General features: G+C 38.9%; 16 protein-coding genes. 13 read left to right on the top strand and 3 right to left on the bottom strand.

The features are described from left to right. Position 1: 1 nt before the first annotated feature. From ACQKIM_RS14770 to ACQKIM_RS14710, 13 genes are all read left to right on the top strand, one after another. Complete coding sequence (locus ACQKIM_RS14770; protein WP_427545178.1) at positions 2–1,372, top strand: ethanolamine ammonia-lyase subunit EutB; 1,371 nt, start codon at positions 2–4, stop codon at positions 1,370–1,372. 9 nt (positions 1,373–1,381) lie between these two features. Then, positions 1,382–2,398 (top strand): ethanolamine ammonia-lyase subunit EutC, encoded by a 1,017-nt coding sequence (gene eutC / locus ACQKIM_RS14765; RefSeq protein WP_427545176.1) that lies wholly within the window; start codon positions 1,382–1,384, stop codon positions 2,396–2,398. Between the two features lie 11 nt (positions 2,399–2,409). Next, on the top strand, positions 2,410–3,060 hold the full coding sequence (eutL, locus tag ACQKIM_RS14760; RefSeq protein WP_427545174.1) for an ethanolamine utilization microcompartment protein EutL: 651 nt from the start codon (positions 2,410–2,412) through the stop codon (positions 3,058–3,060). 15 nt (positions 3,061–3,075) lie between these two features. Continuing rightward, the gene (locus ACQKIM_RS14755) at positions 3,076–4,566 is read left to right on the top strand and encodes an aldehyde dehydrogenase family protein (protein ID WP_427545173.1); all 1,491 of its coding nucleotides are present in this window, start codon (positions 3,076–3,078) and stop codon (positions 4,564–4,566) included. A gap of 16 nt (positions 4,567–4,582) precedes the next feature. Further along, positions 4,583–4,861 (top strand): BMC domain-containing protein, encoded by a 279-nt coding sequence (locus ACQKIM_RS14750; protein WP_004269321.1) that lies wholly within the window; start codon positions 4,583–4,585, stop codon positions 4,859–4,861. 89 nt (positions 4,862–4,950) lie between these two features. Beyond that, a complete protein-coding gene (locus ACQKIM_RS14745; RefSeq protein WP_427545171.1) occupies positions 4,951–5,541 on the top strand; it encodes a phosphate propanoyltransferase in 591 nt (196 codons plus the stop codon). 12 nt (positions 5,542–5,553) lie between these two features. Beyond that, complete coding sequence (locus ACQKIM_RS14740; RefSeq protein ID WP_427545169.1) at positions 5,554–6,423, top strand: phosphate propanoyltransferase; 870 nt, start codon at positions 5,554–5,556, stop codon at positions 6,421–6,423. A gap of 36 nt (positions 6,424–6,459) precedes the next feature. After that, positions 6,460–6,744: a EutN/CcmL family microcompartment protein gene (locus ACQKIM_RS14735; protein ID WP_427545167.1), complete on the top strand. Its 285-nt coding sequence runs from the start codon at positions 6,460–6,462 to the stop codon at positions 6,742–6,744. Continuing rightward, positions 6,737–7,108, top strand: a complete 372-nt coding sequence (locus ACQKIM_RS14730; protein ID WP_427545165.1) for a BMC domain-containing protein — start codon at positions 6,737–6,739, stop codon at positions 7,106–7,108. Before ACQKIM_RS14735 ends, ACQKIM_RS14730 begins: the two co-directional genes overlap by 8 nt. After that, positions 7,108–8,052 (top strand): malate dehydrogenase, encoded by a 945-nt coding sequence (mdh, locus tag ACQKIM_RS14725; protein ID WP_427545163.1) that lies wholly within the window; start codon positions 7,108–7,110, stop codon positions 8,050–8,052. Before ACQKIM_RS14730 ends, mdh begins: the two co-directional genes overlap by 1 nt. A gap of 368 nt (positions 8,053–8,420) precedes the next feature. Then, positions 8,421–9,245 (top strand): MerR family transcriptional regulator, encoded by an 825-nt coding sequence (locus ACQKIM_RS14720; protein WP_427545161.1) that lies wholly within the window; start codon positions 8,421–8,423, stop codon positions 9,243–9,245. A 12-nt stretch (positions 9,246–9,257) separates the two neighbouring features. Next, positions 9,258–10,262 (top strand): serine hydrolase domain-containing protein, encoded by a 1,005-nt coding sequence (locus ACQKIM_RS14715; protein WP_427545159.1) that lies wholly within the window; start codon positions 9,258–9,260, stop codon positions 10,260–10,262. 154 nt (positions 10,263–10,416) lie between these two features. Next, positions 10,417–11,913 (top strand): carboxypeptidase M32, encoded by a 1,497-nt coding sequence (locus ACQKIM_RS14710; protein WP_427545157.1) that lies wholly within the window; start codon positions 10,417–10,419, stop codon positions 11,911–11,913. A gap of 387 nt (positions 11,914–12,300) precedes the next feature. Here ACQKIM_RS14710 and ACQKIM_RS14705 read toward each other — a convergent pair whose 3' ends face one another. The 3 genes from ACQKIM_RS14705 to ACQKIM_RS14695 all read right to left on the bottom strand — a co-directional run bounded on the left by ACQKIM_RS14705 (position 12,301) and on the right by ACQKIM_RS14695 (position 14,747). Beyond that, entirely contained in the window at positions 12,301–12,450 is a 150-nt protein-coding gene (locus ACQKIM_RS14705; protein ID WP_427545156.1) for a hypothetical protein, read from the bottom strand. Positions 12,451–12,607: 157 nt separating this feature from the next. Further along, positions 12,608–14,269 carry a b(o/a)3-type cytochrome-c oxidase subunit 1 gene (locus ACQKIM_RS14700; RefSeq protein WP_427545154.1) on the bottom strand — a complete coding sequence of 554 codons (1,662 nt, stop codon included), beginning with the start codon at positions 14,267–14,269 and terminating at the stop codon, positions 12,608–12,610. Continuing rightward, positions 14,256–14,747, bottom strand: coding sequence for a cytochrome B5 (locus ACQKIM_RS14695; protein ID WP_427545152.1), 492 nt, complete (start codon positions 14,745–14,747; stop codon positions 14,256–14,258). The genes ACQKIM_RS14700 and ACQKIM_RS14695 overlap by 14 nt, the downstream gene beginning before the upstream one ends. Positions 14,748–14,765: the final 18 nt, after the last annotated feature.

Genomic DNA, 14,765 nt, shown 5'->3' with positions numbered 1-14,765 from the left:
GATGAATGTGAATCTATCGGTGATATTTGGTGGAGAAAAATATAATTTCAAATCTTTAAAAGATGTCATGGCCAAGGCCAATGAAGAAAAATCAGGAGATCAGCTGGCTGGTATCGCAGCTGAAACCGTGCAACAACGTATCGCAGCAAAGGCTGTGCTAAGTGAGCTTTTAGTAAAGGATATCCGAGAAAATCCATTAGTGCCGCAAGAAAATGATGAGGTTTCACGTATTATTGAGGGCGACATAAATGAGCAAATATATGGAGAAATCAAAAACTGGAGCATCGAGCAGCTACGCGAATATATTTTATCGAATGATACCGGTGATCGTGAGTTAAAGCGTTTAAGTAAAGGCATGAATTCTGAAATTATTGCTGCTGTCACAAAGCTTATGTCCAATTTAGATTTAGTCCATGCAGCTAATAAAGTAGAAATACTGTCGACGTGTAATATTACGATTGGGCAAAAGGGTACCCTTTCATCTCGATTGCAGCCTAACCATCCAACAGACAATATAGATGGCATTATTGCATCCCTAAAAGAAGGTCTGTCCTATGGTATTGGGGATGCTGTTATCGGCATTAATCCAGTGGATGATTCTGTTGAAAGTGTCAAAAAAGTATTAACTGCTACGAAAGAATTTATCAATGATTGGTCGATTCCTACGCAAAACTGTGTGTTGGCACATATCACAACACAAATGAAGGCTATTAAACAAGGGGCACCAGCGGATATGATTTTCCAAAGTATTGCTGGAACAGAAATTGCCAATCGTTCCTTCGGTATTTCTGCTGACTTAATTAGGGAAGCAGAGGAGCTTGTGAAGAAGCAGGGTACTGGTACTGGTCCGAATTTATTTTATTTTGAAACGGGACAAGGCTCAGAGCTTTCAGCAGAGGCACATATGGGAATTGACCAAGTAACGCTTGAATCACGTAACTATGGATTTGCAAGACATTTTAATCCTTACATCGTTAACACGGTTGTTGGTTTTATTGGACCTGAATATTTATACAATAACAAACAGGTTATCCGTGCTGGTTTAGAAGACCACTTTATGGGCAAAATGCACGGCATCCCAATGGGTGTTGATATTTGTTACACAAACCATATTAAGGCAGATCAAAATGATGTTGAGGATTTAAGTGTCTTACTAACAGCGGCTGGTGTCAATTTTATTATTGCTGCACCTATGGGCGATGATGTCATGCTGAACTATCAGTCTATGAGTTTCCATGATGTTGCTACATTACTTCAAACATTTGGCAAAAAACCAGCACCTGAATATTTAGCATGGCTTGAGAAAATGGGCATTTATGAAAATGGTCGTCTTTCAGCAAGAGCTGGCGATTTATCTTTATTTGAAAGGTAGGTGAGTCCATTGAATGAACAATTAATATCAATGATCACACAGCTTGTGGTAGAAAAGCTGGGGAATAATGTGTCAGATAAATCTACAAAACAGATAGCTGTAGAAGCTGAGGAACCAAAGGAAACACTTATAAAATTTTATGATACAGCAACAAACCAATCAGCTGAAGTGCCAAGTCCAATCCAATCAAATGAACCATTAATTAAGCTTTATCATCATGAATCGTTTCAACAAGAGAATTCTCATGACAAGGTAATTTACAATGAGCCTGCTTTTAACGAAGCACCAATTCAACCCTTTCATTTTGAAGATGATGAAGTATCTGAAAGTGTACAGGCAGCTAAACAACATACACCTGCAAGAATTGGTGTAGGCAGAGCTGGAACAAGACCTAAGACAAAAACATGGTTAAAATTTCGACTCGATCACGCAGCAGCAGTTGATGCAGTATATGGTGAGGTGACTGAGGGACTTTTACAAAAGCTGAATGTCTTTCAAGTGACAACGAAGGTAACAGATAAGGAAGAATATATTACAAGACCAGATTTAGGTCGCCGTTTATCTGATGAAGGAAAAGCATTGATTCAATCCAAATGCAAACAAAACCCAAAGGTTCAAATTATTATATCAAATGGTTTAAGTGCAAGTGCGATTGAAGAAAATGTGCAGGATGTTTATTTAGCGCTACAGCAAAGTCTTAGCAATTTAAATATTGAAATTGGTACGACATTCTATATTGATAAAGGGCGCGTGGCACTAATGGATGAGATTGGTGAGATTTTACAGCCAGAGGTCATCGTTTATTTAATTGGTGAGCGTCCAGGGCTTGTATCAGCTGAATCGATGAGTGCTTATTTATGCTATAAGCCGAGGATTGGCACAGTGGAGGCTGAGCGAATGGTAATTTCAAACATTCATAAAGGTGGCATTCCGCCATTAGAGGCTGGAGCGTATCTAGGTACAGTGGTACAAAAAATCCTGCAATACCAGGCAAGTGGCGTAGACCTTGTCGCTAAAGAAGGTTAGGGGGCCAAAAGATGATACCTCAAAAAATAATGGCACAAATTTTGGCGATGCAAACAATTCCAAGAGTGAATAGTGAATTAGCAGAGCAGTTAGATTTAAAGCCAAATCATCATAGTATTGGGCTTGTTACATTAACAATTGACGATGTTGGCTATGTTGCCTTGGATGAGGCAACAAAGAAAGCAGATGTAGAGGTTGTCTATGCAAAAAGCTTTTATGCAGGTGCAGCCCATTCATCTGGGCCATTGTCAGGTGAAGTCATAGGTATTATTGCTGGAAGCTCACCTGATGAAATTCGTAGTGGCTTGGATGCTATTCAACAGAAAATACAATTTGATACGTATTTTGAAGCCATTAATCACAATGAAAATCATGCTCTTTTTGCTCATACCGTAGCTAGCTGTGGCACCTATCTTGCTGAGCTAGCAAATGTAAAGGCGGGTACAGCACTTGCATACTTAATTGCACCACCACTTGAAGCTGTAGTTGGTTTAGATGCAGCCCTAAAGGCAGCAGATGTTGAACTAAAGGTTTTCTTTGGTCCTCCATCTGAAACCAATTTTGGTGGTGGCTTATTAAGTGGAAGTCAATCTTCTTGTGAAGCAGCAGCTAATGCTTTTAGAGAAGCCATTGAAATTTTAGCAAGAAACCCAGTGATTTAGAAAGGAGGCTGCTCTATGTCTACATTAGATAAAGATTTATTAGCAATTCAGGAAATGAGAGATGCTGTTAAACATGCCAATACAGCTCAAGCTGCCTATATGCAATTTTCTCAGCAGCAAGTAGATAGTATTGTCAAGGCTGTTGCAGATGCAGCATTTAAAGAAGCGGATCGCTTAGCTAAAATGGCTGTACAAGAAACAGGGATGGGTATCCCAAATCATAAAAAGATGAAAAATGAAGTGGCTTCAAGAGATGTCTACGAGGATATTAAAGAATTAAAAACAGTTGGTATCGTAGGCTATGACCGTATGAAGAAGGTTGCAGAGATTGCTAGTCCCTTTGGAGTGATTGCAGGTATTGTGCCAACGACAAATCCAACGTCTACAGCCATCTTTAAAACGCTAATTTCATTAAAAACAAGAAATGGTTTAGTGCTTAGTCCACATCCATATGCTGTGAAATGTACAAAAGAGGCGTTAGATGTTTGTCGAGTAGCTGCGGAAAAGGCAGGGGCACCAGAAGGCTTGTTGCAATGCTTAACAATGTCTTCAATGGAGGCTACGCAGCAGCTAATGAAGCATCCAGATATTCACTTAATTCTAGCGACTGGTGGCGGAGCATTAGTAAAAGCAGCCTATAGTTCAGGAAAACCTGCTTATGGGGTAGGACCAGGAAATGTTCCAGCATATATTGAAAAATCTGCGAACATTCAAAAATCTGTGCGACAACTTGTGCAAAGTAAGTCATTTGATAATGGCACAATTTGTGCAACAGAGCAGGCTATTATTGTGGATAAGGTGATTGCTGAACAAGTACAGACGGAATTAAAGAAAAACGGTGCCTATCTATTAAATGCTGAAGAAAAAGTTAAAATGGAAAAATTGATTTCACCTGTTCCTGGAAAGGTAAATCCACAAATCGTCGGTAAATCAGCTACTTGCTTAGCGGATTCAGTTGGCATCATTGTACCAGAGGATACAAAAGTACTTGTTGGGTTGGAAACGATGATTGGTAAAAATATTCCGTTTTCGCTTGAAAAACTATCACCAATCTTTGCTCTCTATATAGTAGAAAACAGTACAGAAGCGAAGCAAGTCATGATTGACCTATTAAATATTGGTGGACGTGGACATTCTTGCTCAATTCACACTGAAAATGCAGCATTAGCTGAACAATTCTCTGTTGAATTACCTGTCTCACGTATTGTAGTCAATACATTATCATCTATCGGTGCGGTAGGTGGCACAACAGGATTAGCACCATCATTTACATTAGGCTGTGGTACATTTGGCGGTAATATCACGTCGGATAACATTACAGCAAGACATCTAATTAATATTAAACGTATGGCTTACGGTATTAAGGATGTAGAAGTACCAAAACCAGAATTTGAAGTACAGTCAGTCGTAGAGTCGGTTGTAGCACAAGAGCCTACTCTCGATACAACAATGGTTCAACAAATTGTCGATCAGGTATTAAAACAAATCACATTACAAAATAAATAATTTGGAGGAATGACAAATGAGTACAGCATTAGGAATGGTAGAAACAAAAGGTTTAGTAGGAGCAATTGAAGCAGCAGACGCAATGGTAAAGGCAGCAAGCGTTAACTTAGTAGGAAAAGTACATGTTGGTGGTGGTATCGTGACAGTTCTTGTACGCGGAGATGTAGGTGCAGTAAAAGCGGCAACAGATGCAGGTGCAGCAGCAGCTCAACGTGTAGGTGAGCTTCTATCAGTACATGTAATCCCACGTCCACACCACGAATTAGAAATGATTTTACCAAAAGCTGAGGCTTAATTTTATCAGTAATGGGAGCTGATCCCAAAAGGATAGCTCTCATCTTGTCATAAAGAAACAACAATTCATGAAATATAGAGGTGGCTAATGTGACTACAGCGACAAAAACATTTCCAGTGGCCATATCGGCTCGTCATATCCATCTAAGTGAAGCGGATTTACAGGCACTTTTTGGTCCAAATGCGACACTAACAAAGGAATTTGACTTATCACAGCCAGGGCAATTTGCTGCGAAAGAGCGTGTCTCGATTGAGGGACCTAAAGGCATTATTCATAATGTACGCGTATTGGGTCCAGTAAGAGCAGCAACACAATTGGAAGTAAGCCGAACAGATGCAATGAAGCTAGGTGTAACACCTCCTTTAAGACAATCAGGTGATATTGACAACTCAGCAGGCATTAAAATTATTCATCAAGATAATGAGTTAGTTATTCAACAAGGTGTAATCATTGCACAAGCACATATTCATATGACAGAAGAAGATGCTAAAGCATTGGAAGTACACAATAATGAATTAGTTTCTGTGGAAGTAGTAAGTGATCGACCTGTTACATTCCGTGGTGTTGTTGTACGTGTTTCCAATGACTTTAGTCTTGAAATGCATATTGATACGGATGAAGCAAATGCAGGTTTTATTGAACAGCAAGCACAGGGAAAATTAATAAAAGTATCATCGTAAGGAGGAGGAAAGATGCAAGAAAATTTAGTACAAAAAATTGTGGAAGAAGTTCTGCAACAAGTTTTAAAAAATCAATCTTCCCCTCCACATGACGGTAAAATTCCTATTGGTGTATCCGCACGTCATGTTCATCTTGCGCAAGCTGAAGTGGAACAGCTATTTGGTGAGAATTATCAGCTGACACCAAAGTTTGAACTATCACAGCCAGGGCAATTTGCTGCGGAGGAAACAGTGGTAATTGCTGGTCCAAAAGGATCGATTGAGCGTGTACGTATTCTTGGTCCTGCTCGTTCATTGTCTCAAGTGGAAGTGAGCTGGACAGATGCCATGAAATTAGGAATCAAGCCCCCATTAAGAATTTCAGGTGATATCCAAGGCTCTAGTCCAATTACATTGATTGGTCCAAAGGGGAGTGTTGTGTTAAAGGAAGGTCTCATTATTGCACAAGCTCATATTCATATGTCCCCTACGGACAGTGCGAGATTCAATGTAGTTGATGGACAGGCTGTACAAATCAAGGTAGAAGGTATTCGCCCAATTATTTTATCGAATGTGGCCATCCGAGTATCAGAGCGTTATCGATTAGAGATGCATATTGATACAGATGAGGCAAATGCAGGTTTAATTCAACAAGGAACACTTGCTGAAATCGTTCATCATCAAGTACATGAGCAACCTAAACCTGTGAAAGAGCAGTCTACAGTCGTACAGAAGGTGGAGCAATCATCTGTCTATCATTTTGACAAAAAGCTACTTTCGCAAATAGAAGTGTTAGAAATAGATGCGCGAGAAATTGTTGTACCAAAGAAAACCATTGTGACAGCATTGGCTTATGATAAGCTGCGAGAGTTAAATAAAACATTAACGATTCGTTCAGAGTAATAAGACAATCTGTGTAGCATAAAGAGGGTGAAGTTCATGCAAATGGGAAGAGTGATAGGCAGTGTATGGGCAACACGCAAGGAGGAAGGGCTGAATGGTTTAAAACTTCTAATCATTCAACCGATTGACTCCAATCAACAGCCGATTCGCACAGAAATTGTTGCAGCTGATCGTATAGGAGCGGGGATTGGTGATGATGTGCTCATTACAAGTGGTGGATCATCACGCTATATTATGAAAGAAAATCCGTTACCAATCGATGCAGTTGTCATAGGTATTATTGATTCCACTGAAGTGATGCGAGGTGAGGGAAATGAGTAGTGCAATTGGAATGATTGAGACAAAAGGATTAGTTGGTTCTTATGAGGCAGCTGATGCGATGATTAAGGCTTCTGATGTCACTATTGTAAAGCAAGAATTTGTTGATGGCGGAATTGTTACGATTGTCGTGAAGGGTGATGTCGGCTCTGTACAAGCAGCAGTTGAAGCTGGCAAAGAGGCAGCAAAACGCGTTGGAGAGTTATTAGGTGCTCATGTTATTCCAAGACCTGATGAAGATGTTTTTCAAATGATTAAGGGACCAGAAGCTCCAAAGAAAAAACCAGCCCCAGCAACTGCATCTACATCAGCACGAGCTAAAAAAACAACAGATACTGTAGCAACAGAAAATCGAGGTGAAGCATAATGGCATTTCGTAAAAGTAAAATAGCTGTTATCGGAGCTGGTCATACTGGCGCAACATTAAGTTTATTTTTAGCACAGAAAGAACTAGGTGATGTTGTCCTGCTCGATATTCCTGAAGCAGAAAATCCAACAAAGGGTAAGGCATTGGATTTATTACAAACAGGACCAATTGAAAAATTTAATGTGTCTATTAAAGGTTCAAGCAATTACGAGGATATTGCTGGCGCTGATATTGTCATAATTACAGCTGGTATCCCACGTAAACCAGGCATGAGTCGTGATGATTTAGTCACAACAAATGCAAAAATTATTCAACAAGTGTCGAGACAAATTAAGCACTTTGCACCTAACAGTATCGTTCTTGTATTGAGTAACCCTGTTGATGCGATGACATATGTCTGTTATAAAGAAACAGGCTTCCCCAAAAATCGAATCATCGGTCAGTCAGGTGTATTAGATACAGCACGATTTAACACTTTTGTGGCACAGGAGCTTCACATTGCCCCAGAGGATGTTTCAGGCTTCGTATTAGGTGGGCATGGTGATGAAATGGTGCCATTAATTCGCTATTCCTATGCTGGTGGTATTCCATTAGAAAAGCTAATTTCACAAGACAGACTCCAGCAAATCGTAGAACGTACACGTAAAGGTGGCGGAGAAATTGTTGGGTTGTTAGGGAATGGTAGTGCTTATTACGCACCAGCTGCTGCATGTGCACAGATGGTCGAAATCATTATGAAGGATCAACGTAAAATAATTCCGTCAATTGCTCTTTTAGAAGGCGAGTATGGGTACTCCAATTTATTTTTAGGGGTACCGACAATACTAGGTGGCAATGGCATTGAATCTGTCATTGAATTACACTTAACAAATGAAGAAAAAACAGCGCTCGATCAATCAGCAGAGGCTGTAAAGCAAGTATTAACCATCTGTCAAAACATTTAATAAGGGAGGTCAGAGACCCTATTAAATGCTACCCTATGGATATATAGATCCCCAATATATATCCATAATAAATTTTCGTGCTAAAATGTTTGATTGGAAACCGAACATTACACTTGAAAGCTAGTAAAAATTCCCCCGAATTTATATAGAGTAGGAAGCTCTCTTTGATCGTTGAAAACGATGAGGAGAGCTTCTTTTGTTTTGGATAGAATAGCTAATATGTTGGATAGAAAAAGCAAAGTGATGGATAGAATTATTAAAAAAATGGATAGAACGATTATATTAGGAAGAACATTGCCAGACACATAAATCTTGATTGACTTTGCCCTAAGGGGAAGGTGTATAAATGAATGGAGTGAGGTGATGTTGTGCTGTCTATTGGTGAATTTTCGAAAATATGTGGTGTTTCTACAAAAACACTTCGATATTACGATGAGATTGGGTTGATTAAACCTGATGGGATTAATGCTGAAAATGGGTATAGATATTATTCCATTTTGCAATTAAAAAGAATGCTTTTTATCAACCGATTAAAATCCTATCATTTTTCGCTTGAAGAAATTAAAACGATTTTGGAGTTAGAAGAGGATCAGTCTGAAGAAAAGCTTTGTACTGCTCTTCATCGCAAAAAACATGAAATACAGGAAAAGCTAAAGTCGTTTGAATATCTTCTACATCAACTAAATCATGATATTTCAGATTTAGAAAAGGGCGTACCCATTATGTCATATCTTGATGATATTGAAGTACAGCTTGTAGAAACAAAGTCGATGAACATCTTATTTAAGCGGCTAATGATGAGAAGTGATGATTATGAAGTCGGATATGGCAGGTATTTTAATGAGCTTTATGAAAAGATAGCGACAGAGAAGCTTACATTACTGGGTAAGCCAATGACGATTTATCATAGTCCTGACTATAATCCTGCGGGCAATGATACAGAGTTTGCTATTCCGATTAAAGAAGTTGTAAATGGGGCAAGAAATTTGCCAGGCGGACTTTGTGCCAAATCAATCTTAAAGGGGGCTTACCCAGAATTAACTTCTGTATATGCTAATTTGATAAAGTGGATTGATCTTGAAGGCTATGAGTTGATACTGCCACCATATGAAGTATATATAACAGACCCAAATCAAACAAAGAAACCTGAGAATTATGTGACAGAGGTGTATTTTCCTATAAAGAAAAAATAATTGGAGGTCACTATGCAAAAAACTATTAATTGGCTAGAAATTGAGCTAGAAATCGTAAAAATGAACAGTGAAAAGCTTTCGAAGCTTGAGTCGACAATAAAAGAGTACTATAGCAATATAAATGGTATTGTAATTGTTAGAGATGGCTATTTAGCCTATGAAAAGTATTTTAATGATAAAGGACCAGATGATGCCCAGCATGTGGCATCTGTTACGAAAAGCGTCATATCTGCACTGATTGGTATTGCGATTGAAGCTGGATATATTCAAAGCGTTGAACAAAAGGTGCTAGATTTTTTCCCTGAATATAATGCTGTTGATCAGTATAAACACCAGATTACGATTCGTCATCTTCTCACAATGACAGTACCCTATCCGTTTGAGGACTGGCATGAGCCGCTTGATGTGCTATGCCAGCAACAGGATTGGGTTAAGTATATTCTTGATATTATGGGGGATAAAGGGGATTTAGGTACTTTTAAATATTCTACTGCTGGAGCACATTTACTTTCAGCTATTCTTACTCGAAGCACAGGCAAGAGTGCTCGAGCATTTGCTAATGAGCATTTATTTAAACCACTTGGTATGAAAGAAATACCTAACTTTCAAATGCAGGCATATGAATTTGATGATTTATTCGGCAAAAACGTGAAAGGCTGGGTGTATGATTCAAATGGTATTTCTACAGGAGGATGGGGGCTAACCCTTACAACACGTGATATGGCACGATTCGGTTATCTTTATATAAACAATGGCACTTGGGGGAATAACAGGATTCTTTCGGAGACTTGGATAACAGAATCAACAAAGCGGAACCCAAACAATTACGGCTATTTATGGTGGCTAAGAGAGGATGCTGACATCTTGACTTATTCTGCAATGGGAGATGGAGGCAATATAATTTGTTGTATACCTAAGCTGAAGATGGTGGTTGCCATTGCATCAGAATTTATGATGCAGCCAAAGGATAGATGGAACTTCATTAAAGAGCATATACTTCCTATGATGCATGATTAATACTCCAATAAAGCCCTTTCCAAGTACGGATAGGGCCTTTAATAATGGTAGGTAAGTTTTAATTTACTATTTTCTTATACTTCCACAAAGTCCACAATATACAAAATTTTCGAAAATATGATAAACTAATAGCGTAAAAAAGGAGGATGATAGCATGACTGTACAACAATTTACAGACTATGTGAAAAAAATGAAGCATTATGAGGAAGCACTGAATGTGATTTATTGGGATATGCGTACAGGTGCGCCAAAAAAAGGATTAGCACAACGCTCAGAGGTAATTGGAACATTATCAGCCTCCTTATTTGATATGCAAACTAGTGAGGAATTAGGAAACTTATTGGATACACTAGAGTCAAAAAAGGCTGATCTTGATTACGTAACCCTTCGTTTAGTAGAGGAAGTGCGTAAAAATTACGATCAAAATAAGAAAATACCACCAAATGAATATAAAGAATACGTTATTCTACAATCTAAAGCAGAGACAGCTTGGGAGGAAGCGAAGGCAGCCGATAATTTCGCATTATTTCTACCTTATTTAGAAAAAATCATAAGCTGTCAGAAGAAATTTATTGACTATTGGGGTATAAAAAACGGCTCTCCATATAATACTCTTCTAGATTTATATGAGCCTGATATGACGACAGATGTGCTAGATAATGTCTTTGGTGAATTACGTAAAACAATTGTGTCACTTGTACAAAAAATTGCAGCTTCACCCAATAAACCAAATACAAGCGTATTATTTAAGCATTTCCCTCGTGAGTCACAGCGCGCACTATCACTAGAAATGCTGGCACAGCTTGGCTATGATTTTGATGCAGGGCGTTTAGATGAAAGTGTACATCCATTTATGATTGGCTTGAATCACGGTGATAATCGAATTACTACAAAATATGATGAAAACGATTTTCGCTCAGCGATTTTTGGAACAATTCATGAGTGTGGTCATGCGATGTATGAGCAAAATATCGATGAAAAGCTGGATGGTTTACCACTAGCAACAGGTACATCAATGGGAATCCATGAATCCCAATCGTTATTTTATGAAAACTTTGTCGGTAGAAATGAAAAGTTTTGGGAGCATAACTATGAGCGACTGCAACACTTTTCACCAGCACAGTTTGGGAATGTAGCATTAGCAGATTTCCTGCGTGCCATTAATATGGTGGAGCCGTCCTTTATTCGCATTGAAGCGGATGAACTGACATATCCATTACATATTATGATTCGTTATGAAATCGAACGAGATTTATTTAATGGCAATTTGCAGGCAAAAGATTTACCGCAAGTATGGAATGATAAGTACGAGGAGTATTTAGGTATCCGACCTGAGACAGATGCACAAGGGGTTTTACAAGATATGCATTGGTCTGGTGGTATGTTTGGTTATTTCCCTTCCTATGCTTTAGGAATGATCTATGCCGCACAATGGAAGCATGCCATGGATAAAGATATTCCAAACTTTGATGAGCTGCTGGAAAAGGGGGAGCTCCTCCCAATTCGAGAATGGCTAACAGACAAGGTTCATCAATATGGTGCATTGAAAAAGCCGTTTGAATTACTGCAAGAGGCAACAGGAGAGGCCTTAAATGCCGACTATTTAGCAAACTATCTACAAGACAAGTACACAAAATTATATAAGCTTTAAAGAAAAAGCGATTTCTCTGTATTCGAGAAATCGCTTTTCATAGTGTTGAAAAACTAAATGGTCAAGGGACTCTTTGTGGACACTACTAAGTCAAATGAAGGTGATTTCCGTTCCAGGCTACTCGCTTTCCAGTGGGCGAGCGACGAGCCGCTTCCTGCGCTGACGCTCCGTGCAGGGTCTCGTCTGTCTCGCTATCCCACGGGAGTCGAGTAGCCTTGCACTCCAATCAACAATAGTGTAGAACTTTAAATATTTTTTTCCCTCAAAAGTAAAGTAAAAGTATGTTACTCACCATCATTAAATGGATATAATGGCACAATTCTATAGTTGTTACCCTACATTTTATGTATAGAATCATTTTGTTGCTTTACATAAAGCCACTTATTGCTACCGCTCTGCTTTCGCATTGAAAAATGTGAAATGCCAATAGAAAATACTATGACCAACGGTTGATTGGAGTGTAGACTGAGTGACTCCTCGGGGATTCAGCGTCACAGATGAGACCCTGGAGCGAGCAACGCGAGTGAAGCGGCTCATTGGACGCCCCCAGGAAAGCACTCAGTCGGAACGGAGATCAACCCCTCGTTTTGAAAAAGGGCTATACTTTTTAATTTGTCACCTTGATGTCATTGTCATAATAGTATTTCAACAACATGAAAAGCGATTTCTCTGTATTCGAGAAATCGCTTTTTTCTTACCACAGCTGATAGCCTTTTGAGCCTGGTGGTGAATTCGAAATAATATCGATAATTGGAACTGTGTAAGCAAATAAAATTAATGCGACTAAAATAACAAGCCATACTTTAAAGTTTTCTAAAATAGCTGGTGTTGGACCACTTTGTTCATGTACATCACCAACAGGAAATTCTTCCTCTCCTTTAGGTGCAAACCAAGCTAATTTAACTACGATATAAATAATCACCAAGATTGCGATAAAGAGAATAGTTCCGCCCACAGCCTGCGCAATTTGATAAGGAATCCAATCATAGGCTTGCTGAGCACCTCCATATTCTGAGTAATCTGAGCGACGAGGTGCCCCAATTAAACCTGCAATATGCATTGCTCCAGACATAATTGTCATACCAACAGCCCATAAAATTCCTGCAAAATTACTGAGGTTATTTAATGATTTAGTGAGTGTGCGACCTGTTAAATGCGGTATTAACCAAAAGGCAGCACTAAAATAAGTTAAAACAACGGCTGTTGCAATCGTTAAATGGAAATGTCCAGTCACCCAAATTGTATTATGAATTAGCTGGTTCATTTGGTAGGAGGCATTTACTATACCACCTGCGCCCCCAGGAATAAATGACACCATACCGATAAATGGTACAAAGAAGCGAGCGTCCTTCCATGGTAATTTTTTAAACCAACCGAAAAGCCCTTTACCACCTAATTCACGACCACGTAATTCAAACATGGCAAACATAGAGAAGGCTGTCATTAAGGATGGTACGATTACCGCAAATGTTAAAACAACTTGAATAAATTTCCACGTTCCATCAATACCTGGCTCTGTTAATTGGTGATGGATCCCAACTGGTACAGAGAAGATTAAAAATAACATAAATGAAAGTCGTGCTAATGAATCTGAGAAAATATTCCCACCAATAACTTTTGGAAGGATGACATACCAAATCATATAAGCTGGTAATAACCAGAAGTATACAAGGGCATGACCGAAATACCAGAATAATGTACGTGATAATGCTACATCCACACGTTCGATAAAACCTAAAGACCATGGAAGTAGCTGGAATAGTACAGAAGCTGCAACACCTAATGTTGCTACGAACCACATTAAATTATTTACAACAACCATAAATGATAATAATGGGCTGCGTTGTCCGCTTCCTTTGTTTTCTTTCCGCCATTGTGCGTATCGTAAAATTTGACCTGCGCCGCCAACCCAAGAACCAACCACGACTAATGTCAGACCAAAATAGAAAATCCAATGAGCTTTCAATGGCGCATAAAATGTATATAAAACAGTTGCTTTGTTCAATAAAACCATTGCAGCTGCAGCGGCTGTGCCAATCGTCATTAACCAGAATCCAATCCAGCCTAATCGTCGCTGACTAGCTGAAAATGTCCCTGATGTACGACTAACACTAGCAATCTGGAAACCATAGATAAAGAATGTTGTTAAAATAAGACCAAGTAATACACCATGTACAGTTAAAATTTGATAATAGCCTATGCCCGCTGGCAATGTAAATTGACCAGAGCGTACGAAAACCTGTAATAATCCCGCAAGACCACCTAATAACAATGCGATAAATGCCACGTAAATATGTGCCATTGCTAGTTTCGCATCACGACGATCCACTTTTGTCAAATTATTATTTAGACTCATTTGGATCCACCACCTTTAGCATAGAGTGCATCATCGTATGTCCAGTACCACAATACTCATTACATACAATTAAAAACTCGCCTACTTCATTTACTACAGTTACATATTCAGAAATGTAACCAGGCTCAAGCATCATGTTAATATTTGTACCTGCAACCTCAAAGCCGTGCATGACATCTTCACTTGTTGCAATAAACTTAACTTTTGCTCCAAGTGGAACTTCAATAACCGGAGGATTGTAATAAAATGCAGAAGCTAAAACAACAACCTCATAATCCCAATCTTTACCTTCCACTTTATGAACGCCTGGATTATCAAAAGGAGCAAATTCCTTTACCTTCTCATAATCTAGTGTTTTCTTACCATTGTTCGGATGTGAGCCTTGATGGAATGCACCGATGCCGAGAATAATAAGGAATGCTACTAAAGTAGCAACTCCGAACACAAGCCAATACTTCTCATACTTATGTATGTGCATATGTCTCTGTCCTTTCTT

Source organism: Lysinibacillus sp. NPDC047702, from assembly GCF_050272555.1.
In the GTDB taxonomy this organism is placed as follows: Bacteria; Bacillota; Bacilli; order Bacillales_A; family Planococcaceae; genus Lysinibacillus.
This window is presented reverse-complemented; position numbering and strand designations above follow the sequence as displayed.